Source organism: Corynebacterium frankenforstense (genome assembly GCF_030211955.1).
GTDB lineage: Bacteria > Actinomycetota > Actinomycetes > Mycobacteriales > Mycobacteriaceae > Corynebacterium > Corynebacterium frankenforstense_A.
This window is the reverse complement of sequence record NZ_JASODI010000007.1, coordinates 41,860-67,175: the sequence shown is the minus strand read 5'-3', so window position 1 is coordinate 67,175 and position 25,316 is coordinate 41,860. Positions and strand designations below refer to the sequence as shown.

24 protein-coding genes are annotated in these 25,316 nt (G+C 67.0%); 3 read left to right on the top strand and 21 right to left on the bottom strand.

Annotated features, from left to right (window positions below; genetic code table 11):
* Positions 1 to 72: 72 nt before the first annotated feature.
* From QP119_RS05090 to QP119_RS05040, 11 genes are all read right to left on the bottom strand, one after another.
* A complete protein-coding gene (locus QP119_RS05090) occupies positions 73 to 1,527 on the bottom strand; it encodes a phytoene desaturase family protein (RefSeq protein ID WP_284774113.1) in 1,455 nt (484 codons plus the stop codon).
* Positions 1,528 to 1,848: 321 nt separating this feature from the next.
* Complete coding sequence (locus QP119_RS05085) at positions 1,849 to 2,007, bottom strand: hypothetical protein (RefSeq protein ID WP_284774112.1); 159 nt, start codon at positions 2,005 to 2,007, stop codon at positions 1,849 to 1,851.
* Positions 2,008 to 2,301: 294 nt separating this feature from the next.
* Positions 2,302 to 3,111: an ABC transporter permease gene (locus QP119_RS05080; RefSeq protein ID WP_284774207.1), complete on the bottom strand. Its 810-nt coding sequence runs from the start codon at positions 3,109 to 3,111 to the stop codon at positions 2,302 to 2,304.
* Between the two features lie 74 nt (positions 3,112 to 3,185).
* Positions 3,186 to 4,115, bottom strand: coding sequence for an ABC transporter ATP-binding protein (locus QP119_RS05075; protein ID WP_284774110.1), 930 nt, complete (start codon positions 4,113 to 4,115; stop codon positions 3,186 to 3,188).
* Positions 4,116 to 4,148: 33 nt separating this feature from the next.
* Positions 4,149 to 5,762: an ATP-binding cassette domain-containing protein gene (locus QP119_RS05070; protein WP_284774109.1), complete on the bottom strand. Its 1,614-nt coding sequence runs from the start codon at positions 5,760 to 5,762 to the stop codon at positions 4,149 to 4,151.
* A 102-nt stretch (positions 5,763 to 5,864) separates the two neighbouring features.
* Positions 5,865 to 6,584: a class I SAM-dependent methyltransferase gene (locus QP119_RS05065; RefSeq protein WP_284774107.1), complete on the bottom strand. Its 720-nt coding sequence runs from the start codon at positions 6,582 to 6,584 to the stop codon at positions 5,865 to 5,867.
* Between the two features lie 5 nt (positions 6,585 to 6,589).
* Complete coding sequence (locus QP119_RS05060; protein ID WP_284774105.1) at positions 6,590 to 7,186, bottom strand: hypothetical protein; 597 nt, start codon at positions 7,184 to 7,186, stop codon at positions 6,590 to 6,592.
* Positions 7,183 to 8,160 (bottom strand): alpha/beta hydrolase, encoded by a 978-nt coding sequence (locus QP119_RS05055; protein WP_284774103.1) that lies wholly within the window; start codon positions 8,158 to 8,160, stop codon positions 7,183 to 7,185. The genes QP119_RS05060 and QP119_RS05055 overlap by 4 nt, the downstream gene beginning before the upstream one ends.
* Positions 8,161 to 8,209: 49 nt before the next feature.
* On the bottom strand, positions 8,210 to 9,013 hold the full coding sequence (locus tag QP119_RS05050) for a hypothetical protein (RefSeq protein ID WP_284774100.1): 804 nt from the start codon (positions 9,011 to 9,013) through the stop codon (positions 8,210 to 8,212).
* 74 nt (positions 9,014 to 9,087) lie between these two features.
* Entirely contained in the window at positions 9,088 to 9,291 is a 204-nt protein-coding gene (locus QP119_RS05045) for a hypothetical protein (protein ID WP_284774098.1), read from the bottom strand.
* Positions 9,292 to 9,419: 128 nt separating this feature from the next.
* Positions 9,420 to 9,617 carry a hypothetical protein gene (locus tag QP119_RS05040; protein ID WP_284774096.1) on the bottom strand — a complete coding sequence of 66 codons (198 nt, stop codon included), beginning with the start codon at positions 9,615 to 9,617 and terminating at the stop codon, positions 9,420 to 9,422.
* A 540-nt stretch (positions 9,618 to 10,157) separates the two neighbouring features.
* Between QP119_RS05040 and QP119_RS05035 the strand changes: the two genes are divergently transcribed.
* Positions 10,158 to 11,600, top strand: coding sequence for a DHA2 family efflux MFS transporter permease subunit (locus QP119_RS05035; RefSeq protein WP_284774095.1), 1,443 nt, complete (start codon positions 10,158 to 10,160; stop codon positions 11,598 to 11,600).
* Positions 11,601 to 11,610: 10 nt separating this feature from the next.
* Here the strand turns inward: QP119_RS05035 and QP119_RS05030 are convergent, their stop codons facing one another.
* Positions 11,611 to 12,567 (bottom strand): methionine synthase, encoded by a 957-nt coding sequence (locus QP119_RS05030; RefSeq protein ID WP_284774093.1) that lies wholly within the window; start codon positions 12,565 to 12,567, stop codon positions 11,611 to 11,613.
* Positions 12,564 to 13,625, bottom strand: a complete 1,062-nt coding sequence (mnmA, locus tag QP119_RS05025; protein WP_284774092.1) for a tRNA 2-thiouridine(34) synthase MnmA — start codon at positions 13,623 to 13,625, stop codon at positions 12,564 to 12,566. Before mnmA ends, QP119_RS05030 begins: the two co-directional genes overlap by 4 nt.
* A gap of 359 nt (positions 13,626 to 13,984) precedes the next feature.
* Between mnmA and QP119_RS05020 the strand changes: the two genes are divergently transcribed.
* Both QP119_RS05020 and QP119_RS05015 read left to right on the top strand, forming a co-directional pair.
* Positions 13,985 to 15,118: an ATP-binding protein gene (locus QP119_RS05020; RefSeq protein ID WP_284774089.1), complete on the top strand. Its 1,134-nt coding sequence runs from the start codon at positions 13,985 to 13,987 to the stop codon at positions 15,116 to 15,118.
* A 19-nt stretch (positions 15,119 to 15,137) separates the two neighbouring features.
* Positions 15,138 to 15,968, top strand: a complete 831-nt coding sequence (locus QP119_RS05015; protein WP_423777758.1) for a spermidine synthase — start codon at positions 15,138 to 15,140, stop codon at positions 15,966 to 15,968.
* Here QP119_RS05015 and QP119_RS05010 read toward each other — a convergent pair.
* The 8 genes from QP119_RS05010 to QP119_RS04975 all read right to left on the bottom strand — a co-directional run bounded on the left by QP119_RS05010 (position 15,965) and on the right by QP119_RS04975 (position 25,225).
* Positions 15,965 to 18,124 (bottom strand): bifunctional lysylphosphatidylglycerol flippase/synthetase MprF, encoded by a 2,160-nt coding sequence (locus QP119_RS05010; RefSeq protein ID WP_284774087.1) that lies wholly within the window; start codon positions 18,122 to 18,124, stop codon positions 15,965 to 15,967. The genes QP119_RS05015 and QP119_RS05010 overlap by 4 nt on opposite strands.
* Entirely contained in the window at positions 18,121 to 19,383 is a 1,263-nt protein-coding gene (locus tag QP119_RS05005; RefSeq protein WP_284774204.1) for an alpha/beta hydrolase, read from the bottom strand. Before QP119_RS05005 ends, QP119_RS05010 begins: the two co-directional genes overlap by 4 nt.
* Before the next feature lie 98 nt (positions 19,384 to 19,481).
* A complete protein-coding gene (locus QP119_RS05000) occupies positions 19,482 to 20,627 on the bottom strand; it encodes a cysteine desulfurase family protein (RefSeq protein ID WP_284774086.1) in 1,146 nt (381 codons plus the stop codon).
* On the bottom strand, positions 20,624 to 21,577 hold the full coding sequence (locus QP119_RS04995; protein ID WP_284774085.1) for an electron transfer flavoprotein subunit alpha/FixB family protein: 954 nt from the start codon (positions 21,575 to 21,577) through the stop codon (positions 20,624 to 20,626). The genes QP119_RS05000 and QP119_RS04995 overlap by 4 nt, the downstream gene beginning before the upstream one ends.
* A 14-nt stretch (positions 21,578 to 21,591) precedes the next feature.
* Positions 21,592 to 22,380, bottom strand: a complete 789-nt coding sequence (locus QP119_RS04990; protein WP_284774083.1) for an electron transfer flavoprotein subunit beta/FixA family protein — start codon at positions 22,378 to 22,380, stop codon at positions 21,592 to 21,594.
* A gap of 39 nt (positions 22,381 to 22,419) precedes the next feature.
* Complete coding sequence (locus QP119_RS04985; RefSeq protein WP_284774082.1) at positions 22,420 to 23,562, bottom strand: THUMP-like domain-containing protein; 1,143 nt, start codon at positions 23,560 to 23,562, stop codon at positions 22,420 to 22,422.
* A 10-nt stretch (positions 23,563 to 23,572) separates the two neighbouring features.
* On the bottom strand, positions 23,573 to 24,376 hold the full coding sequence (locus QP119_RS04980; RefSeq protein ID WP_284774081.1) for an NUDIX hydrolase: 804 nt from the start codon (positions 24,374 to 24,376) through the stop codon (positions 23,573 to 23,575).
* A 15-nt stretch (positions 24,377 to 24,391) separates the two neighbouring features.
* Complete coding sequence (locus QP119_RS04975; protein ID WP_284774079.1) at positions 24,392 to 25,225, bottom strand: ABC transporter ATP-binding protein; 834 nt, start codon at positions 25,223 to 25,225, stop codon at positions 24,392 to 24,394.
* Between the last annotated feature and the right edge of the window lie 91 nt (positions 25,226 to 25,316).

Sequence of the window (25,316 nt, the reverse complement as noted above, 5' to 3'; positions counted from 1 at the left end):
CCCGCGCGTCGGCGACACGACCAAGAGACGTCGCTGCCCTAGACCGCCCGGATCACGAACGGAACGCTCCTGTCAGGCCAGATGCAGATGCTTCAACGCACCGCGGGCGGCATTTGCGCCACACATGAAGTGCACGCCGGCCCCCGGGGCCGTAGAAGAAGAGCACAAGAACACGCCCGGTACCCCGGTGAAATAGGGATCCGAGGAAACCCTGGGGCGCTTTATCAACTGAACCAGGTCGTTGGCACCGCCGGATATGTCCCCGCCGATATTATTCGGGTTGTACTCCTCGACCCTCGAAGGAGGGCTCGCTTTAAACTCCACGATGGTATCCCTGAAACCCGGGGCATACCGCTCGATTTGGCTTGTCACCAGCTCAAAACAAGCCTTCTCATCGCCGCCCCAGCCTGCCGGCACATGGGAATACGACCACAACGGGTTCAGACGCCGTCCGCCCCCCACGTACGACCGAGACGGGTCCGCCAAATACTGCTGGCCCACGAGGGTGAAGGGGCTGTCCGGCAGCCTCCCCTTCCAACACTCCGATTCAGCTGCCGCAACCTCTTCAGCTCTACCCCCCAGGTGAACGGTACCGGCGGATCGCGCAGGTTCACTGATCCACGGCACATCACCGTCGATCACGTAGTCGACCTTCGCGACACCAGGACCTCGCCTGAAACGCGACCACGCCCGCTCGACGCGCGAAGGGAGGCGCGGGCCCAGAATCTTCCTCGCGGCTTCCACCGAGGTGTCCAGCATGACGACGTCCGCGTCCTGGATCTCCTCGTAAGACTCAACGAGAGTTCCTGGGACAAACTCCCCGCCCAAACTCAAGAACAACCGCAGCATGGCATCGGCGATCGATTGTGAGCCGCCGACCGCAACGGGCCAACCGTACCGATGTCCGACCACCGCGATCAGAAAGCCCGGAGCCGAGGAACCGGGCCAGGACAGCGGCGTGAACGCGTGGGCCGCAATGCCGGCGAACAACGCGCGAGCTTCGTCGGAGCTGTACCTACGCCAGGTCCACGACGCTGGCAGGGCCGCCTTTAGGCCGAATTCCGCGAATGAACGGGGAGAAGACGGCACGCCGAAAACGGGCCGCAGAAAATCCCCGGCGACAGCGTCCGCGTTCGCCGAAAGTCGCTCGCAGCCGCTACGCCATCTCTCTGCGTCTCCCCTGTCAGGAATCCCCCGGTGCATCTGATCGAGATCCGAAAAGAGCGTCGCCGATCTTGCGTCGTCGAGAACATGGACCATGTCGTAGTCGGGAGAAGCGAAGCTGAGCCCCAGGCCCGATAGCCGGTCGCGATAACGGTGGAAAAAAGGGCTCGCCTGCAACATCGGATGAGCGGCGGAGCAGATATCGTGAGTCACCCCGTCGACGAGGAAGTCCCCGCTCCGGAGACCGCCACCGACCGACTCGGCAGACTCCAACAGGGTTACCCGCACACCCGCATCGGCGAGGGCCACCGCGGCAGCGAGCCCGTTGGGACCCGAACCGACCACGACCGCAGAGCTCGTCACTTAAAACACACCCACTCGCAGATATAGACCGACCAATCAATTGTGACGCGGCTCGACGACCCTCACCTCTCGACAAACCTGACAAAACCTCGAGGGCCTGTTTCCCGTCCGCACGACGCGTCTCAAAATCATGCGGGCCCGCCGGAGTCGAACACCGTTACCCCTCCACAAGACAAAGGAGCTAACCGGAACCGCCCAAATACGCGGGAACGAGGTAGCCCTAGGCCGCCGATAAGTAAAGCCCCATCGGCGTGCGCCAAAACGAGGAGCGCGCCTACGGATAGAAATTAAAGCACTCCGCGAGAAGCCAGCGGTGCTCGCCTAAGCCTTCTTCGAAAGAAAATAAACCAGAACCGCGGCACCGAGAGAGCCGATCACGACGCCAACGATACCCTTCGTCGAATCGAATGCATCGAGACCCACACCGGCGATCATGAGGACCACCATGAAAGTAAGACACGCGTTGAAGTAAGGAGACAAGATAAAGATCCTTTCTAAAAGATGAAACCGATCGCTACGGCAGAAGTGATGATTGAGGGCCACTGAAGAATAACATCGGGCTTACCGACCTTCACGGCAATTTAGAGAACACCCCCACACGGGGGTACACAAATCGCCGACACAAAAGCTTGCCCTGCAGCGATCGTGCCTCTTCAGGGGAACGGCACGGGGGGGAACACAGTCATCCGACCCCGGCCCGTTGCGAGGACGACGGCGGCGTACCCCTCGGAGACCAAGCCCGTTTCCGGCGAAAAATCCCCCAAAAAGACGCTACTAGGTCAACACCCGCCGCCGATATTGAACCTCGGCCACCTTAAGCGTCACACAGGCGAACGCGAACAGCCCCAAGAGTGACACCACCAACAGCCAGACCCGGCCATCACCGAAAAAGTACTCCATAGGCCCGCCAGCCATCGAAAGGGGAGGAATCCAGGAAATATTCTGAACCCACCCTTCGCCAAAGGATCCCCATCCCAGCATCGGAGCAAACGGAACCGCCATAGCCCCGAAGAGGACAATCAACACAGGAAGCTGGGCCGCGGTGTACTGGTCGTTCTTAGACACCATCGCGCCTACGAAGGCGAAAAGTCCCGTGAAAGCGAAATATGCGACGCCCATCGACAGCAGAAGGATAGCCGCTATCGACCAGTTCATGTCCGCAAAATCAACCAGGCCTGAAGCGCCCAGTGAAACCACCACCGCCAACCACGCGACGGCGACTTGAATAATACCGACAAAGCCCGCACCAAGAACTTTACCCAGGAACAGTTCTGCCGGATTCACGGCCGAGAGAAGAATCTCGGTTACCCGCTTATCCTTCTCGTCACAAATCGAGGCACCGACGAGGGTCGTGTTCATCATGATCACGATCGAAGTCGCGACCAAAATAAAACAACTCAAAAACAAATCAGCAGCGTCACCACTATCGACCGATCCCACCTTCCGTTCAGTGAAAATTACCAACCCGATCATGCCGACAATGATCAACGCCAGTACCGACAGTACCGCGGGACTGGCCAACGCGAGACGAGCTTCTCGTAACGCGACCGTACGGATCGACTGACCATCTATATTTAAACCCACCGTCAACTACTCCTTCTCGACAGCGAAACTCAATCTAATATTCTGGGCGGAGCCGCTGCATGCTTCTCCAGGATCTAATCGCCTGTCCGTCTGTCGGACGAGCTGAATATCTCGGCCACTGAACTCGACAGGGAGCCCTTCTCCCTGGCGATATCAACAATCTCAGACGCGAGAAGCCCGGACTCCAGGATGGTCTTCAGAGGAAGGCTCGCAACCGACGTTTTCATCTCCACCTGGTTTCCGACGATCTCGACGTCGGTTACGCCGGCACAGCGAGAGAAATCAACATCCGAAAAGCTTCGACCGTTCTCAAATTCAACGATCAACTTAATCCGATTGGAATTAGAAAGGCCTCGAAGTTCATCCGCGTTGCCCTCGAAAGTTATCGCGCCTAGCTGCATCAGAACGATTTTGTCCGCTACGCGATCAACCACGTCAAGCTGATGTGAGCTAAAGAGCACCGTCTTCTTTCGCTGCGCGAACATGGCAAAAATCTTCAACAGCCCGTCGACGCCTATCGGGTCGAGACCGGAAAACGGCTCGTCCAGAATCAGGATGTCGGGGTCGTGGACGATTGCTGCGGCCAGCTGGACGCGCTGCTTGTTCCCGAGCGACAGGTTTTTGACTTTCGTCTCCGCGTACTCGGTGGCGCCTAAAAGCTCCAGCGTAGCCGAGACTCTTTCGCTGATATCCCCGCGCGGAACCTTGTGCAATTCCGCCAAATACTCGAGTTGAGGGCGCACCTTCTCCTCGTCGAAGAGACCACGCTCCTCGGGCATGTAGCCGATGCCACGCACTCGACCGAGAGTAGAGGTCTTCTCCCCGAGGATCACTCTCCCGTTGACTGAACTTATCAAACCCATAGCTATCCGCATCGCAGTAGTTTTCCCGCCGCCGTTAGCTGCCAGTAGGCAGACGATTTCACCGGCATCGACCCGGAAACTCAGGTCGTTCAGCACCCTGCGCTCGCCGAAATTCTTGCAAACAGACTGGAATTCGATCACTTCGATTCCTCCTACACCTTTAGATTCATGCGGTTATCGGCTGCATTCTTCCATGCTGATCGATCGCGCAGCCACCCTATCCAACGAATCGTCGTGCGCGACGGCCACGACGATGTGGTCCGCGGCAAAATCCTCGATCGCGTCTCGCACGTCCTCAGCGGTAGACCGGTCGACGCCCGCCATCACCTCGTCGAGTAAAAGGATTTTCGGATTCCGTGCGAACGCGTCGGCCAAGGCCAACAGCGATCTCTGTCCACCGGACAGTTGGACGCCGGCCCCGCCGACACGCATATCGAGGTCGGAAAAGTGATTCGCGAAGCCGGACTTGCGCAAAGCCTCCAGGCGCTCCTCATCCGAGATTCGAAGTCCGGCCCCGATGTTGTCCCGCAGGGTGCCCTTAATAGGTTCGCGGTATTGGTCGACAAGGAGGACGTTCGTGCGCAAGGAGCTCTTGTCGATTTCCTCGCTGTCCGTTCCGTCGACGAAGACCATCTCCGAGGAGGGAAGCAGACCGTTGGCGATCTCCAGAAGGGTCGATTTACCCGATCCATTCGGGCCGCGCAGCAGATACAGGCCGGGGTGATCAAGTTTCAGGTTGAAGTCTTCAAAAAGGTAGCCCTCCGCCTCAGGGAACCGATAATTCAGATCACGGAGTTCCAGGCTTGCTTCTCCCTCGGCTTCAAGAACTACGTTCCCGGAAGTTTCCTGCTGCACAGACCACAGCTCCTGCAGGCGCCCGCTCGAGGCCTGGGCAGCGTTCCAACTAGCGATGGCCAGCCCCAGTTCCACCAAGGGAGAAATGGCGTAGAGCAGGAACATCAGAAATGCAGTGCCTTCACCGGCACTAGCCTTACCGGTAAACATCGCGGTAGTCACGAGGGCAATCGACAGCACCAAAGCCAACTGAGTACCGATGTTCAAGGTTGGCATCAGCATCCCGTTGGCGATATCCGCCTTAATGCCCGACTTGCGCAATTTCTCCGAATCGGATTCACACCGACCGAGCGCCCAGCCCACCAGGTTCCGGGATTTCAGGACCTTGATGCCGGTGATGAAGTTGAGGATCGTCTCTGCGTAGGCTGACGACGTCTTGCGCACATCGTAGGTCGTAGCCTTGATCCATTTGCCCACGAGGAACGCGCACGCCGCGCAAACGGCGATGGCTCCAAGCAAAATGAAGAAGGTACCCGGCAAGAGCACCACCATACCGACCACACAACCGAGGACCAGCACCAGGCTCCGAATAGCGTCAGGCAGGATGTTGATGGAAGGCGCCGCAACCAAGGCCGTATCCGCGAGCGTACGGTTCTGAACGTCCGCACCCTCCAGCGCACCTTTGCCCAGAATCTGGCTCGAACCGAATTTTTTCAAACTTTCGCGCCTCAGATTCTGCGCGAACGATCCCCCCAGCTGCGCCTTCAGGAAGGTACAAACGACTTGAAGAAACACGTCAGCCAAAAAGACGCATACAAGTAGAACGATCACCGTCCGCGTTCGAGAGGGGTCGTTGCTCGCGACTACATCCAGCACCTTGCCGGTGAGGAACGGCTGCGTTGCAGTGACTACGCCGGCGACGGCAGCGAACAGCAGCAGTATTGCGAAAAGGCCCCTTCGGCCCTCGATGCCCAAATTCCAAACTTGTTTCAAAATATTACCCCTTTTACCTTAACCTGACTGTCAAAGCGTGGATCACGTATCCACCGCCCGACGCGACGGCTAGCCGTGGACGGGCCTAGAAAGCCTGATCGCTTATGATGCAACGCACCGATTGTATGCACCATGACGCTTGACTGAGATATTTTGGAAATTCGCCTCGGCGAACAAATCGCGAGTCGTTTCAACAGAGACCGGAAGAACCGTCTCCCTCATCACCGCGAATTCCTCGCCGTCCCGCAGTTCCGTCGTTGAAGTCATGAGGCCATCGTCGAAGTGTTCGACGTTTAGCGTCATTTGCCACATCTTGTCAGCCAGATAGATCGGCACGGTCATGGGCTCTTCGATTTCGTCGTAAGCCTCGCTCGAAAACAACTCGAGCGCGCAAACGCCGCTACCGGACTCGACGATTCGGTGTATATCAGTCAACTCTTCGACAATCGCCTCGATTCCCGATACGTATTGCAGCGACCCATAGGTACAAAACACGAGGCCGATGTTTGTAGCGTCAATCGCCGAAAGATTGTTTTCCACGTGGACCGGGGCGATTTCAGAGTCGTCGGATAATAGCTTCGCAAAGCTCTCATCAGGCTCGACCGCGTGGAAAGTGGATGTACAGCCGGACCGCCTCAGCTTCTTCAAAACCCGGCCGGAGCCAGCACCGTAATCCAATATCTCTCGCGGCCAGTCGGAGCCGACGGCTCCGCGCAGCCATCCCACATGATCCACATCGGGGTCGACGGTCTCCATTAGTTCGTCATACAACTTGACCATCGTCGTATTACAGTAAAATGGATCCTGGTTTAGCTTGTTCAATCTACTCACGCCTTAACCTTTAAAATGTATTCGGCCTCATCTTCAATCTCGAAGTAATCGAGCACGGCATCGCAGATTGGCCTTGCCTCAGGGTCGTTGCCTGCGAAACGAACAAGCATAACCTGAAGGCAGTCAGCCGTCGTCGGGACTTCGGCTTTCCGCAAGACGAACTCGTTGAGAAGAGTGATCGAATCGTTCACCGCTTTTTCGAGTCGGCCACCGACATCTTTTCCGCTCGCTAGTGTACCCATACCGACCATGATCGTCTGGTGAGCGTCGAACACGGCCTTTTCTTCACGGCGCCCCGGAAACCAAAGTACTTGCGCAATCGAACGCGGAGATATCGTTTGCAATTCTTTCCAAGCACTATGCTCTGTTCGCTCCTTGTTAGCGAATCGATACATAATGCGTACGTCCTCGACAGCCGGATTCGGCGCGAAGAATCTCCAGTTCGGGATGACCGTATTCCCCACGCCGTCGTCCCATCGACGGACGCGATCGAGCGCCGAATCCGGGTGCTGGCTCAGTACCGTCGCAACCAGCCACGCACCGAACGTCCCTACGACGAGATGATCGAAAGCTCGTCTCCAATAGGATTTCATCGTGTTGCCAGCTCCCAAAGTCCTTCAGAGATTTCTTTTGCGGCCTTACGGCCGGTGAGGATCGTTTGATGGTTACTTTCTTTCACCACGACGACATCGTTGCTGTATTCATGGTAGAGATTGTCCTGCGACGATTCGGCGTCCACCGTTTCCTGCGCGGCAAACAGCTTGGTACGGATTCCGTCGCGTAGGGGCTCCAAGGCATGACCTTCGAGAAGGAACGGGTGGATGCTGGACCATTCACGCTTTGAAGCGGTCCACACGTCGGAGCTGAACAGATCAGCCCTGATCCGGGAGAAATATTTGTATTCCCTGGCATACTCAATTGCCTGCTTACGGTAGAGAGCAGCTACACCGAACCGGATGAACGGGGGGATAGTGCGTAGCGCAAGGGCTACCGCGTCACTGCCCTGCTTTTGCGCTTCAGAGTCCACGAGTTCCTTCGGATGCAGAGGATCGATGTAGCCGACGCTGTGGACTAGGCTCTCGTTCTGCCTCGCGAATTCATGGGCGACGAAGCCTCCGTATGAATGCCCCACGAGACAAATTCCGCTCCAGGAAGTATCGTGGCTTTCGCGAATGTCACGGATGACTGCGTTGAGGTCCTCGACACATTCTCCCATGTGGAACGGCTTTTCGTTGAAGACCTGAGATCCTCCGTAGCCCGCCCGGTTATGCAGCAGCACCGCGCCGCCTAGACTCGCCAAGGCGTCTCCCAGGCCAGCTACCGACGATACGGACGAAGAAAGGCCGGGAATGATGACAAATAGCGGACTTCCGGCGCTCTTGGCGGGATGGTACGCGTCGTGGATGATATTTCCGGTCGACGATCTGGTTTCGATGACCTCGTAACCGTTATACGGTCGAGCATGGCGGCTGTTTTGGAATGCCGCGTATCCCGTGCCCAATGCCGTGCACCCAAGAAGGAGTGTTGTTGCAGCTTTAAGGACCTTTGGTTCCGTGACACTTCTCATAAACGTCCGCCTTCGTATTTTTCTTCAATGGCCAATGTTTTACGCGAATTCATCGTCGTGTCCGCAGAGACCAGATTGCAGGATACGTCGAGATGAACGGCAGCACGAAGCGGCCCAATCCCATGAACTTCGCGTTAGCCAAGTGGAACATTCCGAATAGAAGCAACGTCAACTTCGTGCTCCCCTTCGTCGCCAGCCCCAGAGGCATTGCGCTTTCGATGATCACCGTTGATCTGGTGATGGATTTTCCTAGCTTGGGATATTTCCTGAGCAGGCCGTACAGCTTGTTGTCGCCGTACGTCTGGGTACCCATGATTTTTTCGAGCGCATCGCCGTTCGCCCATCTGCTTCCAGGCATCTTTGCGAGTCCTGCGACGATGTAGCTCAGGATCACCTGTAGAGCCAAGAAGTCGCTCGCGGCTTTTCGGGTGGTCTCACTTCCTCCGACTCGTCCTAGTGCGGCTGCCGCGTTGCCTAGGAACGACAGCTGGTCCGAGCCGTCAGTTCCATATAGAAGTTTGGGCTGAAGGAACAGGTGTGTACCTGCTTCAAAGACATTGCACCAAGCTCTGATCTTATTGTTCTTGATCGGCGATGCTAGAATCAAGTTATGACCGATCCTCAGGCATTGAATTGTCTTGAAGATCGTTTCGGCCTGTTCTTCTGAAAGTTTATTCCAGATGGTGGCCACCCCAGGCGGGAATTGCGACTTGAGGTATTTCCAATCGTTTAGGCCTCCGTGTTTCCTGCTGGCGGTGGTGCTCAGATACTCGACCGATGCCACAGTTTCAGTGATCGCGCACGCACGCTCCACCGAAACTAGCGGGTCGGCGTTTAGGTATCGGTCGTACACGTTTGAAGCTTTAGAAAGGATGTTTACCATTATCGTCGCAATTCCGCTCGAGCGCTTATTCCCCTTAGTTGCTGTTAGTTCCCGGCCGCCTTAGCGACCGCGGCACCGACACCGGCGGCCGCCACGAGGGCGCCGGCACCCTTGGCGCCCGCGACAGCAGCAGCGGCGAAGGCGGCGGGGGTCGCGAGAATCGGCGTGTGGAGCTCGTTGCGATCGATCAGACTATCGTTGACCAGCTCTTCGAGGCGGGTCATGTTGGTGTTGAACTGCTTGGACATGTTTTCTACTTCCTCCGTCTCGATGAACAGTTAAGATTCTCCACGAAACTTTTGAAACGGAATATTCTGGAGAAGCTTTGTGATACTGGAGCTTCTTTTGCTCCTGGACAGTCTTTGCGTGAAGTCGGTTAGTTGGCGACGTGGCGGTAGGCCGCGTACGCCGCGCCCGTGACGGCACCTGCACCAGCGACGTAGCCCGCGACCTTCGCAGCGGTCAGGACGATGGCGGGCGTCGCGGTGATCGGGGCGAGCGTGGCGTTTCGCTCGGCCTGGATGGGCCCCTCAAAGGCGGCGTTTGCGTTGATCTGGTTTTCGAGGGTGGACATGAATTCTCCTTGCTGTGCTTGAGAAGATGGCTGGATGCTTGTGTGTGACAGGTGTTGCTTGAACCGTACGAAGTGGCGGGGATCGCCCTTTCACCCTGGGGTGACGCGTGGCAAGGTAACAACGGCCTTCTTGGCCTGCAACCGCTAGAGCGAAGGCCGAAAATCGGCGCTTTTCCCTGCACATTCCACGTTTTTCACGTTTTTGCGGCGTTTCTCTTATCTAAGTCGCAGGTTTTTCCTCTTTTTTCTCAACTTATGACTCAGGTAGCTCTCAATAGGTCCTAGCTTTCTTAAGTTTCGGCGCGGTTTCTCCCAGCCAAAGTGAGGCTTCAGGGCCCTGGACACCGCCGTTCCTACGACCGATTCCGCCGCGGCCGCCCGTCACGTTCGACTCGCCGCGTGACCGTTCTGCTCACACTGATCCTGGGTCGTCGCCTCCCCTGTTCACCCCTGAGAACCCCGCCCAGACCGCCGCCCCTCAGGGAAACCCCGCGCGACCGTTCGCCTCCCGTCGCCCCCGCGCCTGGCACAATGTGCCGGGTGAGCCCCACCCACCGCGACGTCGTCCGTGACGAGGACCTGCCCCTGCCGCTCGAGCGCTGCTGGCCGGCGCTGGTGGTCCTCTGCGTCGGCTTCTTCATGATGCTGCTGGACCAGACCATCGTCGCGGTGGCCACCCCGCACATCCAGGCGGAGATGTCCGCCAGCTACAACCAGGTCATCTGGGTCACCTCCGTCTACCTGCTCTGCTTCGCCGTGCCGCTGCTGTTCACCGGCCGCCTCGGCGACCGCTTCGGCCCGCGCACGATGTACTGCGCGGGCATGTGCCTGTTCACCGTCAGCTCCCTGGCCTGCGGGCTGGCCCCGGGCATGACCGCGCTGATCGTCGCGCGCGGGGTGCAGGGCCTGTCCGCGGCGATGCTCAGCCCCCAGACGATGAGCGTGATCAACCGCATCTTCCCGCGCTCCCACCTGGGTGCGGCCCTCGGCATCTGGGGCGCCACGGCCGGGCTGGCGGGCATGGCCGGGCCCATCTTCGGCGGGATCATCACCCAGCTGTGGGGCTGGCAGTGGGTCTTCTTCATCAACGTGCCCATCGGCGTGGCCGTCGTGGCCTTCGCCTGGCGGGTGGTGCCCGAGTTCCCGCGCCTGGAGCGCCGCCTCGACGCGACCTCCGTGCTGCTGTCCCTGGTGGCGGTCTTCCTGCTCGTCTTCGGCCTGCAGGAGGGCCAGGACGCCGGCTGGGCGCCGTGGATCTTCGCCACCGTCGCCGCGGGACTGATCGTCGGCGCGGCCTTTTTCGCCCAGCAACGCCGCGCCGAGCGCCGCGGTCTCGAGCCCCTGGTGCCGCTGCGGGTGTTCGGCAACCGCAACTTCTCCGGCGGCAACGCGAGCATCTTCATGATGGGCATGACCGTCGCGGGCATCCCGCTGCCGCTGATGCTCTACTTCCAGCAGGTCCACCACCTCTCCCCGCTGACCTCCGGGCTGATGATGATCTGCCAGGCCGGCGTCTCGGCCACCCTCTCCCCCGTCGTCGGCCGCCTGGTCGACCGCCACAACCCGGCCCGGCTGTGCGCGGCCGGGTTCGCCGCGCTGTCGGCCGGCATCGCCCTGCTCTGCGCCGCGGTGTCGCTGTCGGGCTCGCTGGTCCTCATCGGTGTGGCACTCGTCGGCGTCGGGGTCGGCAACGCCTTCGTCTGGGCGCCCAACTCGCGCATCACGATGGGCGACCTGCCGCCCGACCTGCTCGGCGCCGGCTCGGGGGTCTACAACACCACCCGCCAGCTCGGCGCGGTGCTCGGCACCGCCGCCATCGGCGCGGTGCTCCAGATCGGCCTGGCCGCCGAGGCCGCCGCCGGCGCCGCCGAGCCCTCCGGTGTCCCCTTCGGTGTCGCGCTCAGCCTGGCGGCGGTGGCCACCGCGGCGGCCGCGGTGATCTCGCTGAGCGCCCGCGACCCGCACGAGCTCGACCGTGACTAGGCGCAGCCGTCTAGTTCAGCGACTTCGCCGCCGAGGCCGCCCGCTCATAGGCCGCCCGCGCCGCACCCGGGTCCCCGGCCGTCGCGGCGACCACGTCGACCAGCCCGGAGGACTCCCGCAGCCCCAGTCGGGACAGGAGATTGACGACGTCGCGCGCCGACGCCCCGCGCACACCCGTGCGCGAGCCCGCGTCCAGACGCGCGCCCAGTGCGTCGAGCCCGGCGGGGTCAAGCCGCTGCGGGTCGAGCAGCAGCGTGCCGGGGAAGCCCCAGGCCGCCGAGTCGTCACCGGCGCCGCCTAAGTCCTGCCCGGTCGCGTTGAGCAGCACCTCGCGCGGGTCGTCCTCGTCCCCCGTCGCCCGCGTGGCGTCGGTTATCGTGGCCAGCCCGGCGCGGGCGATCTCCGCCGGCACCGCGCGGATCTCGTCGAAGCGGTGGGTGCCGGGAACCCGGCCTGCCACGACGTCCGTGAGCCACGGCTCGTCGAGCTGGACGGCCAGCGCCTCCTGGGCCAGCCCGAAGCGGGCGACGAGGTCGGCGGCGTGCGCAGCGGCCGCGCCGGCGAGCGCCTCGGTCAGGTCGCGCACCGCCCCGCGGTCGGTCAGCGCGCGGTGGCCGTTGGGCAGTTCCAGCTCGCAAGCCAGCGACCAGGGCCCGAGCAGCTGGGTCTTCAGCCACGGCACCCCGGCCCAGTTCTCCTCGAGCCAGTCGAGGTCGCGGGCCACCCGGTCGCGGGCATCCCAGCTCGCGCGCTGCGGGCGCGCGGAGAGCACCCAGCCGCGCGGGCCCAGGTCCGCGTGCACGCCGTCGAGGAGTGCGACGGTGCGCACCGCGGCGTCGTCAAGCACCCCGCGCTCCGGCAGCTGCGGCACGTGCCAGCGCCCGCCGGCGGCGATGACACCGGTCGCGTCGTCGAGGCGCCGGCCCGGCAGGGCCCCGAGGCCGAGCGCACGGCTCGCCGCGGTCATCGCGCCGCCACGATCGTGCCGGAGCCGAGCACCGCGTCGCGCGCGTAGAGCACGGCGGCCTGGCCGGGGGCGACCCCGGACAGCGGCTCGGCGAGTTGGAGGCGCATGCGGTCGCCGTCGATCTCGGCGTGGCAGGCGACGATGCCGCCGTGGGCACGCACCTGCACCTCGCAGTCGAGCGAGCCGCGGAAGTCCTCGTGCAGGCTCTTGAGCCGGTCGGCCTCGATCTCGGTGACCTGGAGGGCCTCGCGCGGGCCGACGGTGACGGTGCCGGTGGCCGCGTCGATGCCGGTGACGTAGCGCGGACGGCCGTCGGCGGCCGGGGACTTGATGTCCAGGCCCTTGCGCTGGCCGATGGTGAAGCCGTAGGCGCCGTCGTGCTCGCGCAGCTTGGTGCCCTCCTGGTCGACGATCATGCCGGGGCGCATGCCGATCTGGCGGCCGAGGAAGGCCTTGGTGTCGCCGTCGGGGATGAAGCAGATGTCGTAGCTGTCCGGCTTCTTGGCCACGGAGAAGCCGCGCGCGGCGGCCTCGGCGCGGATCTCGGGCTTGGGGGTGTCGCCGACCGGGAAGTAGCAGTGGGCCAGCTCCTCGGCGGAGAGCACGCCGAGCACGTAGGACTGGTCCTTCTTGTCGTCGGTGGAGCGCAAAAGGTGGCCGTCAGCGTCGATGCGGGCGTAGTGGCCGGTGGCCACGGCGTCGAAACCGAGGGCGAGGGCACGCTCGAGCAGGGCGGCGAACTTGATCTTCTCGTTGCAGCGCAGGCAGGGGTTCGGTGTCTCGCCGCGGGCGTAGGAGTCGACGAAGTCGTCGATGACGTCGGCCTGGAAGCGGTCGGAGAAGTCCCAGACGTAGAAGGGGATGCCGATCTTGTCGCAGACCCGGCGCGCGTCGGCGGAGTCCTCCAGCGAGCAGCACCCGCGCGAGGACTCGCGCACGGACTTCGGGTCGCGGGACAGGGCGAGGTGAACGCCGACGACCTCGTGGCCGGCGTCCTTGGCGCGGGCGGCGGCGACCGCCGAGTCGACCCCGCCGCTCATCGCGGCGATGACCTTCATTAGCTCTCCTCTCCCCTTTTCCACCGCGGGCTGTCGCCGGGCCCGCGTGACCCGCCGAGTCTATCGCCGCGCCCGGCGGGCGGCCAAGGTGGTCGCGGATCTACCGGATCTACCCCGGCGCGCCAGTTCTACCGGATCTACCGGGCACCGGCAGATCTATCAGTTCTATCCCGGCTCGCCAGATCTATCAGATCTACAAGATCTACAATGTTCCGCGAGATCTATAAGATCTATCCCGAAGGCCGGGGTCCACCGGATCCGCCTGCACCACGCCCGTGTGCGGCACCCGCCGCATGCCCCGGGACGACGGCGGACGACGACAAATGACGACAGCCGACGACAAAGGAGCTCTGCGCGGCATGCCCACCCCGCAACCCAACCCGTTCCGCCCCTCCTTCGGGGTCTCCCCGCTGGTGCTGGCCGGACGGACCGACCTGCTCTCCGGGTTCCCGCTGGCCCTGCTGGAGGGCCCCGGCAGCCCGCTGCGCACGATGCTGGTCTCCGGACCGCGCGGCTCCGGCAAGACCGTGCTGCTCAACGAGCTCGAGGAGGCCGCCCGCGCGCAGGGCTGGATCGTGCTGCGCGCCTATCCGGGCGCGGACATGCTCACCGACCTGACGGCCACGGAGATCCCCCGGGCCCTGGCCGCCCTCGACGAGGAGCGCCCGGCGCGCCGCATCACCGGCGCCTCGATCGCCGGCCTCGGCTCGGTGCGCACGGAGACCACCGAGCCGGAGCACCGCCCGGCCGCCACGCTGATCTCCGTGCTGCGCACCCTGGCCGAACGGCTGCGCGCCCACGGCACCGGCATCGTCATCAGCGTCGACGAGGTCCAGTCCGCCGACCCCGAGCACCTGCGCGCGGTGGCGACGGCCGTGCAGGACCTGGTGCGCGACGACCACGACGTCGCCTTCCTCGCCGCCGGACTGCCCGCGGGCATCATCGCGCTGCTGCAGCACCCGGGCACGACCTTCCTGCGCCGCGCCGAGCTGGTCACCCTCGGCCCCGTCACCGCCGAGGAGTCGGCGGCCGCCGTCGCCGAGACCGTCGCGGCCGGCGGACGCGAGATCACCCCCGAGGCCGTCGAGCTCATCTCCGCGCGCGCCCACGGCTACCCCTACCTGATCCAGCTGCTCGGCTCCCTGGCCTGGGCGCAGGCCAGCCTCGACGGCTCCGGGGAGATCACCGCCGAAACGGTCGAGGCGATCCTGCCGCACGCGGTTTCCCGGATGGGCCGCCAGGTCCACGCCCCCTCGCTGCACGGCATGCCGGACTCCCAGCTGGCCTTTCTCGTCGCGATGGCCCAGGTGGCCGACGAGGACGGCCGGGCCGCCACCGGGGACATCGCCGCCGAGCTCGGGGTGGCCCCCAACGGCATCTCGACGCGGCGCCGCGCGCTCATCGACGCCGACCTCGTCGCCCCGGCCGGCTACGGCCACCTCAGTTTCACCCTGCCCTACCTGCGCGAGCACCTGCTCGACGCCCACGCCTGACCGATCTGGAGCATCCACCTTGTCCCGCCACGAGATCCCCGGGTACCAGATCGACACCGGCACCGCCCGCCTGGTACCCGACGACCAGCTCGACGACGCCTTCACCCTCTACCTCAACGGGGTGCCCTCCAGCCACGTCGCGATCGGCCGCCCGCTGCACCTGGACTTCGAGTACATGCGCTGGATCGCCGCGGTGGTCCAGCGCTTCGTCGACGCCCACCTGGACGCGGACAAGCTGCGCGTGACCCACCTCGGCGGGGCCGGCTGCTCGCTGCCGCGCTTTTTGGCGGCGGTCTACCCGCGCTCGCGGCACACCGTCGTCGAGATCGACGCCGCGCTGGCCAAGCTGGTGCGCGAGGTCTTCGACATCCCGCGCTCGCCGACGGTCAAGATCCGCGTCGGCGAGGCCCGCGAGGTCGTCGACTCCCTGCGCCCGGCGACCCGCGACGTCATCGTGCGCGACGTCTTCGCCGACGCCGTCACCCCGGAGCCGCTGACGACCACCGAGTTCTTCGCCGCCTGCGCGAGCACGCTGGTGCCCGGCGGGCTGTACGTGGCCAACTGCGGCGACCACGCGGACCTGACCGGCGCGCGCGCCGAGCTGGCCGGCATGGCCGAGGTCTTCGAGCACCTCGCTGTCATCGCCGATCCCCCGATGCTCAAGGGGCGCCGCTACGGCAACATCGTGCTCGTGGGCTCTGACACGCCGCTGCCCGCCGACCGCGACCCGGATCTCACCCGCGAGCTGCTCGGCGGCGCCGTTCCCGCCAAGTACCACGCCGGGGCGTGGGTGGAGCGTTTCCGCTCCGGCGGTCGGGCGCGCCACGACGCGCCTGCGGCGCGCGATTAACGACCTCCCGCCGCGACCCACTGCCGTACCGCGCCCACGGCGTCGCGCACCCGAAGACCGGGCAGGTAGCAGGAGCAGACGGCCAGGCCGACGGCCGGCAGGCGCACCTCGTCGGCGTAGAGCAGATACCAGCGGCGGTGCTCGGGGTGGAACTTGGCTTTCGAGGCCGCCAGGGAGCGGAAGCCGTAGAGCGGCTCGATGAGCCCGCCGACCTGGTTGAGCGCCTTGTCGAGCATGCCGTCGGCGGCGCTGTCGGTGGCCAGCGGGGCACCTGAGAGCGAGATCCAGTCCATCCCCTCGGCCGCCGCGCCGAGCAGCGCCTCGGAGAGCAGGTACTCGATGACCGGGCGGAAGCCCTCGGCATCACGGCGCATCATGTCCAGAGTCAGCCCGATGACGCGCCCCTCGACGCGCGCGGGCAGCCAGGAGGTCACCCCCTGCACGCGGCCCGAGGCGTCGAGGGCAACGAGGATGCGGGTGTCCGGGTCCGCCAGCTCGGCCACCCCGCCGAGGGTGAAGCCCATCTCGGGCAGCGCCTTGGTGGCCGCCCACTGCTCGGAGAGCGCCTCGATCTGCTCGCGCAGCACCACCCCGGCCTCGGCCCAGGTGGTCCACTTGGCGGTCACGCCCTCCTTCTTCGCGTGGTTGCGCGCGGTGCGGATGTTCTGGAAGCGCTTGCCGCGGAACCCGGAGTCCGAGGCCAAGAGGATCGACTCGTCGGCGACGTGCAGGCGCTTGTAACCGGCGAGTTCGCGGCCGGCGGCGAAGTCCTCGCCGACCGAGTACCACACGGGCGTCCAACCCTGGTCGCGGGCGAACTCCTCGAAGCCGGCGGCCACCGCGTCGGCGGTGCCCGTCCGCCCGGCGGCGAAGACGGGCTCGCCGACGGTGACGGCCACCCCGTGGGAGACGCGGTAGGCGACGAAGGCGGCTCCGTCGACGGCGAACCAGTAGCGGTTGCCGTCCCAGACGGTCATCTGCTGCAGGTGGTCGCCGGTGCCCTCCCGCAGGATGAAGAGTGCCCGTTCGCGGTCGCCGGCCCGGGAGATCTCGGGCACGCTGACCAGCGCGGGGTAGGCGGCCAGGCTCACGCACACCCAGAACAGCCCGGTGGAGTCGACGGCGAAGGCGACCACGGCGGCCACGGCCACCACGGCCAGCAGCTGGACGAGCCGGCGCCCGCGCACGGCGACGGTGAAGGCCCTGCGCGTTGCCAGCAGCACGACGATCGCGGTCAGCCAGGGTGCGAGGATCAGGACGATGTTGACCCACCAGCCCGCGCCCCAGTCGAGGTCGCCGAGCAGCACCGTGACGCGCAGCAGCACCAGTGCGGCGGTCACCGCGTTGGTGGCCAGGGCCATCCACCAGGCCATCCGGCGCCCGCGGACCACGCCGAGGGCGATCACGGCGTTGACCACGAGCCACGCGGCGTGCCAGGCGACCTCGCCCCAGGCGAAGAAGCCGGCCTCGACCAGGGGGCCGCCGGCGTGCGGGTTGAGCCGGGTGACCAGCGGGCCCAGCGCCACGCAGAGCAGGACGGTGGCCACCAGCACGCGGGTCTCGTGCACGGACAGCCCCCGCGGGTCGCGCACGCCGCCCTGGCGGCGCAGCCCCAGTGCCAGGACCACGGCGGTGAGCCCCACGACGTCGGAAAGCGTGCCGGCGTAGAGCACCATCGTCAACGACAGCGCGACGGCCGCCGTCGTCAGGCGGCGGCGCCACAGGATCGGCAGCCGGGCCGCACCGAGCACGGCCACGCCGAGGATCCAGCCCAGCGGGGAGAGCAGCGCGCCGGAGTCGAGGTCCGCGCCCCAGCGGTTGAGGTCGGTCTCCTCGACGGCGCGGGCGGCCATCAGCCCGACGGGCGTGGCCACCAGCTGCATGCCGGCCACGGCCAGGGGGAATGCGTGCCGGCCCAGCGCGATCTCGGCGGGCACGGCCAGACCGAGGACCAGCAGGGTGCACATCGACGTTCCGATCGCGCTCGCCGAGGTCAGCCCGCTGGTCACGATGTGCCAGTCGGCAAGCTCGTAGGGGGCGCGCACGGCCAGCAGGTCGGGGTCGAGAAGCTGGTCCAGCCACATCACCGCGATGAGCCCGAGGCTCACCGGGGCGCGCCCGGCGACGGTCTTCGTCATCGTCTTCGTCCCGTTCATTCCAGTCCCCCTCGCTCAGCCACGAAGTCGAAGTTCGCGCGCAGGGCGGTGCGCCAGACGCCGAAGTCGTGCCCGCCGGGCACCTCGGTGTACTCGACGTCCATGCCGGCCGTGTCCGCCGCCTGACTCAGGTCCTTCAGCGCGGCGATCGCCTCGTGGTCCGAGCGGCCGGCGACGAAGCGTCCGGCAATGCCGGTGTAGTCGTTGTCCCGGAGCAGGTCGGCGGGGTTCTCGGCGTGGAAGGCGGCCTCGTCGCCGCCGAAGAGCTCGTCGACGGTGCGGGTGTGGTCGCCCAGCGAGGGCTCGGCCTGCCCAGAGAAGTCCAGGAAGCTGCCGAAAGCCTCGGGCGAGTTGGTGACCACCTGCAGCGCGCAGGTGCCGCCGTAGCTCAGGCCCCCGATCGTCCAGTGCGAGCGGTCCTGGTCCACGCGGAAGCGCCGGGCGATCAGGTCCGGGGCGGTGTCGGTTACGTACTCGCGCGAGGCGCCGGTGCAGCCCGGGTTGCCGGTCAGCGAGCCGGTGGCGTCGACGCTGACGACGACGGGGCTGACCCCGTCGTGGGTGGCCTGGTAGGCGTCGGCGGTCTCGCCGGCGGCCCCGGAGTCGAACCACTGCTCGGGCGAGCCGGGGTTGCCGGCCATGAGCATGAGCACCGGCAGGCGGTGCTGAGGGCTGCGCCAGTAGGCCGGCGGCACGTAGGCCAGGGCCTGACGGGCGGTGAAGTCGGTGCCCGAGGGCAGGTCGACGTGCACGAGCGCGCCGATGTCGTGGCCGTCCTCCTGCGGCGGCCGGGTGGTGGCCTTGAACTCCGCCCAGTCCATCTCCTTGGCCGCCGGCACCGGGTGCAGCGAGCGCAGCGTCGGGTGCTGCCCGAAGACCTCGTTGGTCGCCCCGAGGGCGCCGAGGACCAGCGCCACCAGGGCCGCGGCGGCGAGGAGGCGGCGCCCGGCGGCCGACGCGAGCGAGATGAGGCCGAGGAGCACCAGGCCCCACACCGCGTAGACGATCCACGAGGTCGGCTCCCCGAAGGGCCTCCAGACGACCTCGAGGACCAGCCAGACCGCGACGGTCACCCCGGCGGCGGCGCCGAGGGCGGTCGCGGGGCGGCGGGCGCGGCGCGGGCGGCGGCCCTGCCCGCCGCGCCGGTTGCGCGCGGTGGCCAGGGCGACGAGCGCGAGCAGCGCCCCGAGTGCCAGGCAGGTCCAGACGGTCACCTCGGCGGCCCCGCCCAGCAGGGGCCAGTTGAGGATCTTCTCCATGTTCACCGGAACAGGTGTACGCGCCCATTCCGGGGAAATGGAGCGGACGGGCCGCACGCCGGCCCCGGGTTCGCCGGGGGTTGGCTGTGACCCGGCTGCTAGGCCATGCCCGCGGCGCGGGCCCGGGTGACCACCTCGGGGAGCACCGCGAGCACGCGGTCGACGTCGGCGTCGGCCGAGGTGTGCCCCAGGCTGAAGCGCAGGGTGCCGCGCGCGGTGGCCTCCGGCACGCCGGCGGCCAGCAGCACGCGGCTGGCGCGGTTGACCCCGCTCGAGCAGGCCGAGCCGGTCGCCGCGGCGATGCCGGCGGCGTCCAGCAGCATGATCAGGCTGTCGCCCTCCGCGCCCGGGAAGGACACCGAGAGGTGGCCCGGCAGGGCAGGCTCGGTGGTGTTGACGCGCACGTCGTCGATCTCCGCGAGGATGCCCTCGCGCAGGCGGTCGCGCAGCGCGGAGACCCGGGCGTTCTCCGCTTCGCGCTCGGCGAGCGCCTCGGTGAGCGCGGCGGTGAAGGCCGCGGCACCGGCGACGTCGTTGGTGCCGGGGCGCAGGCCGCGCTCCTGGCCGCCGCCGAAGACGACGGCCTCGGGCGCCGGGGAGCGCCGCGCCAGCAGCACGCCCACGCCGCGCGGGCCGCCGAACTTGTGGCCGCTGGCCGCCAGCGTCGTCGCACCCATGGCGTGGAAGTCCACGGCGACCTTGCCCACGGCCTGCACCGCGTCGATGTGCACCGGGGTGCCGGCCGCGTCAGCTGCGGCGATGACCTCGTCCACCGGCTGGATCGCGCCGGTCTCGTTGTTGGCCAGCATGCACGCGGCCACCGCGGCCGGCTCCGCCAGCGCCGAAAGATCGCTGACGCGCCCGCCTTCGTCGACGGGCAGATCGACGACCTCGGCGCCGAGGTGGCGCACGGTCTGGAAGATCGCGGAGTGCTCCAGCTGGCTGGCGACCACGCGCGCCGGGCGACCGGCGGCCACGCCGGCGCGGTAGAGGCCCTGCACGGCGATGTTGTCGGCCTCGGAGCCGGCGCCGGTGAAGACGACCTCGACCGGGTCGGCACCGAGCGCGGCGGCGACGGCCTCGCGGGCCTCGTCGAGAGCGTGGCGGGCGGCCCGCCCGGCGGCGTACTGGCCGCCCGGGTTGAGGTCGCGCGCGTGGCGTACCCACGCGTCGATCGCGCACTGGCGCATCGGCGTCGTGGCGGCATGGTCCAGGTAGTGCTCCCCCGCCCCCGCGGCCGTCACTTGCGCTCCTCCAGCTTGGCGATCAGCTCCGGGACGACCTCGAAGAGATCGCCGACCACGCCGAGGTCCGCGACCTGGAAGATCGGGGCGTCCTCGTCGGTGTTGACGGCGACGATCTTGCCGGCGGTCTGCATGCCGGACAGGTGCTGGATGGCACCCGAGATGCCCAGGCCGATGTAGAGGTCCGGCGAGACGTTCACGCCGGTCTGGCCGATCTGGAACTGGGCGTCGTAGTAGCCCAGGTCGACCGCGTCACGGGTCGCACCCACGGCGCCACCCAGGGCGTCGGCAAGCCGCTCGACGACGTCGTGGAAGGCCTCCTCGGAGCCCACGCCGCGCCCGCCGGCGACGACGACCTTGGCCTGGGTCAGCTCGGGGCGGGTGCCGCGGGTGGCCGGGGTGAAGGAGGTGACGGTGACGTCCTTGGCGCCGGCGGCCGGCAGCGGCAGGTTCTGCAGGGTGCCCGCCGCCTGCTGCGGCAGGGCGTCGACGACGCCGGGGCGCAGCGCGTAGATGGGGCTGGCGCCGCCGACGACGGCGGAGACCTGCACCTGGTCGCCGAAGATGGAGTGGTTGGCCGAGCCGTCGGCGTTGACGCCGGTGACGTCGGTGAGCACGCCGGAGGCCAGGCGGGCGGCCAGGCGGCCGGCGATCTCGTTGCCGGTCGGGCCGGCGGCCACCAGGATCGGCGCCGGGTTCTGCGCCGCCAGGATGGACACGGCGTCGACCTCGGGCAGGATCAGGCGGGCGTCGTGGTCGGCGGACTCGGCGGCCACGACGGTGGCGGCACCCAGCTCGCCGAGCTGCCCGGCCAGCGGGGCCGCGGTGCCCGGGGCGCCGACGACGACGGCGGTGACGTCGCCGAAGACGCGGGCGGCGGTGATCAGTTCGCCGGTGACGGCGTCGAGCTCGCCGCCGGAGTGCTCGACCAGTACGTATGCGTTGGACATGTGGTGTGCTCTCCTTACAGCAGGTTCTCGTCGTCGAGGAAGGCCAGGACCTTCGCGGCCGACTCGGGGCCGCGGACGGTCTCGCCGGCGGTGCGCGCGGCGCGCTCGTTGGCGCCGGTCACGCGGGTCGCCGCGTGCTCGAGGCCGACCTGCTCCGGGGTCACGCCGATCGCGGCGAGGTCCCAGGTGGTGATCTCGTGCTTCTTGGCGGCCATCAGGCCCTTGAAGTTGGGGAAGCGCGGCTTGTCGGCCTTGTCGGTCACGGAGACCACGGCCGGCAGCGGCGCGGAGAGCTCCCAGTGGCCGTGCGCGTCCTCGCGGGTGCCGGTGACCGTGTCACCCTCGAGGGCCACGGCGCGCAGCTCGGTGAGCGCCGGGCACTGGCGGTACTCCGCGACGATGCCCGGCAGGGCGCCCACGGCGCCGTCCGAGGAGGCGCCGCCGGCGACGATGAGGCGGACGTCGTCGAGCTTGGCGACGGCCGCGGCGACCGTCCAGGCGGTTCCCAGGACGTCGGAGCCGGCCAGGGCGTCGTCCAGGACGTGCACGGCGTCGTCGGCGCCCATGGCGATGGCGCGGCGCAGCGCCTCGTCGGCGCCGGCCGGGCCGACGGTCAGGGCGACGACCCGCCAGCCGGCGTCGGGGTCGGACTCACGCAGCCGCAGCGCGGCCTCCACGGAGTACTCGTTGACCTCGTCGAGGACCTCGTCGACGGCGTCGCGGTCGAGGGTGTGGTCCTCGCTGAGCTTCTTGGTCGACCAGGTGTCCGGCACGTTCTTGACCAGAGCCACGATCGTGGGCATGAGGCTCCTTCACTGTGTAGGTACTTGTGTTTGCTCGAATTACGGCGGACAGTGTACCCGGCCCGCGCAGACGTGGGCCCGGGCCGAGTCCCCGACCCGGGCAATGACCACCGCCATGGGCCTGGTGCCGCGCAGCTTGAGCTTCTTGCGCAGCCGGTCCGGATCGACGTCCACCCCGCGGACCAGGATCTCCACGGATCCGGCGTCGTGTGCGGCCAGGGTGGCGCGCAGCTTCTTCAGCGGCACGGCCTCGATGAATTCAAACCCGCTCGAGCCGGCCGGGATTCGGTCGCCGGTCAGGAACGCGATGTGACTGTCGAGCATCCACAGCCCCGCGCGGTTGGCCCAGTGCGCGACCAGCCCGGCGCGCACGACGGCCCCGTCGGGTTCGAGGATGTAGCGCCCGGGCTCGCCGGCGGCCACCTCGTCGTCCGCGCCCGAGTCGATGCGGTCGACAGCGGTGACGGTGCCGTCGGCGGCGGTTGTGACCGCCACGGCGCGCCGACCCCGGCCGAAACCCGGGGTGTACAGGCAGGCCTCCTTGACCGCGCCGTCGACGCTGACGACGGTGACCAGCCCGTCCCAGTCGGAATAGTCGATGCCCGGGGCGCATTTGACGGCCAGCTCCCGGCCGCGGTGGGCCGCGAGCAGGTCCGGCAGCGGAGGGATCAGGCGCGCGGGGTCGGTGATGCGGCGTCCCCCGGCGCGCCGGGCCGGGTCGGCGACTACGACCCCGCCGGCGTGCGGCGGGTGCAGGGCGTCGGCGCGAAGGAAGAGGCCCTCGGGCACGTTGTGACGGGCGAGCATGAGGCGCACGTGGTCGAGGTCGGAGCCGACATAGCACATGCCGGCGGCGGTCACGGCGCGGCCCTCCCCGCCGATGGAGCAGGTGACGTCGAAGACGGTCCGGGCGCCCGCCGCCGCGAGGATCCGGGCACGCTCGGCGGCCACCGCCGGGTGGGTGGCCTGCTGGCGCGACTCGTCGTCGGAGAGCCAGCCGGGCAGGCGGCGGCGGCACTGGGCCAGCTCGGTGGCCGCGCGGCCGAACTCGCCGAAGCGGGCGCGCAGCACCTCGGTGTCCTTCAGCACAGTGCGCGGGCTCAGGTCGAGTCCGGCGGCCGCGTCGTCGACCTCGCCGACGCGTTCGGTGACGAAGCGCGCCTCGGCTCGCGAGTAGGCCATCGCTTCTCCCTCAGATGCGGTCGGGCCGGTCGATGGTGAAGAACTCCCGGTAGCGCGGGTCGTCGACGGGGTCGCCGACGACCGGGGTCATGTCCGAGTGCTCGGCCTCGGCCAGCGCCTCGGCGACGGTGCGGCAGTCCGCGAGGCGTTTCAGCTGCGCCCAGGTGGGAATGACCAGGCGGACCAGACCGGTGCGCCAGCCGTCGAGGAGCAGCGAGGGCGGGAACCAGCCGGCGGAGTCGGTCTCCGAGGACTGCCCGTCGGGCTCCTGGCCGACCGGGTGCACAGCCAGGAACGAGGTGTTGTCGAAGGTGTTGCCGCGCTCGGAGGTGCCCACCCAGCGCGCCCAGGGCCGCAGCATGTCGGAGTGCACGCGCAGCTTACCGCGGTGGAGCACCTGGGTCAGGGAGAGTCGGTGGGACTCAAGCGCCAGCCGGTCGGCGTGGAAGGGTGTGGCGTCGGCCACCGTGGTGCGGTTGCGGTGGACGGCCAGCAGGGTGCCGGTCTCCTCGAAGAGCTCGCGCACGGCGGCGAAGACCAGGGCGCGGGCCTGCTGGGTGGGCACGCCAAGCACGTCGGCGGTGTCCTCGAGCGGCCGGCCGGACCACAGGTCCTCCACGCCGTCCTCGTTCTCGTCGACGAGCGCGAAGTCGCGCCGGTCGACCCCGCCGCCCGGGAAGACGGTCATGCCCGGGTAGTTGGGCATGGCGGACACGCGCTCCTGGACCCACACCTCGAGTCCCTGCCGGCCGTCGCGCACGAGCAGCACGGTGGCCGCGAGCCGTGAGCCGCCGACACCGGAATTCTGCGGCATCTCCCCCGCCTCCGCCTAGCGGTCCGCCCGCGAGCGGTGGGCGCCGCCCGTGCGCACCCGGCGCGCGAAGTACCGCTCGCCGATGCGGTCGAGCTGGATCGGCTGGTGGAAGGCCTTGGAGAGGTTCTCGCTGGTCATCACGTCGTCGAAGAGGCCCTGGGCGACCACCTCGCCCTCGTCGAGCAGCAGGGCGTGGGTGAAGCCCTGCGGGATCTCCTCGACGTGGTGGGTGATCATCACGGTCGCCGGGGCGTCCGGGTCCATGGCCAGCTGGGCGAGGTAGGCCACCAGGTCCTCGCGGCCGCCGAGGTCCATGCCGGCGGTCGGCTCGTCGAGGATGAGCAGCTCGGGGTCGATCATCAGGGCGCGGGCGACCATGACGCGCTTGCGCTCGCCCTCGGAGAGCGTGCCCCAGGAGCGGTCGCGCAGGTGCAGTGCGCCGAGCTCCTCGAGGATCTCGTTGGCACGGTCGAAGTCCTGCTCGTCGTACTCCTCGCGCCAGCGGCCCAGGATCGCGTAGCCGGCCGAGACGACGAGGTCGCCGACCTTCTCGCGGTCCGGGATGCGGTGGGCCACGGCCGAGGAGGAGATGCCGATGCCGGCGCGCAGGTCGCGCATGTCGGTGCGCCCGATCTTCTCGCCGAGCACCCAGGCCTCCCCCGAGGAGGGGAATTCCTCGGCCGCGGCCATGCGCACCAGTGTGGTCTTGCCCGCACCGTTGGGCCCGATGATCACCCAGCGCTCGTCGAGCTCAACCTGCCAGTCCACGGGGCCGACCAGCGTGCGCCCGCCGCGGGCGAAGGTCACGCCGCGGAAGTCGATCAGAAGATCCTCACTCGATTCACTCACACCACCATTGTGCCATTGCGCGTGCCGCGCGCGGCCGCATGTGTGCCCGGCGTCGCTCCGCTAGGCTCGGGGGAGGTAAGAGCCCACGTCA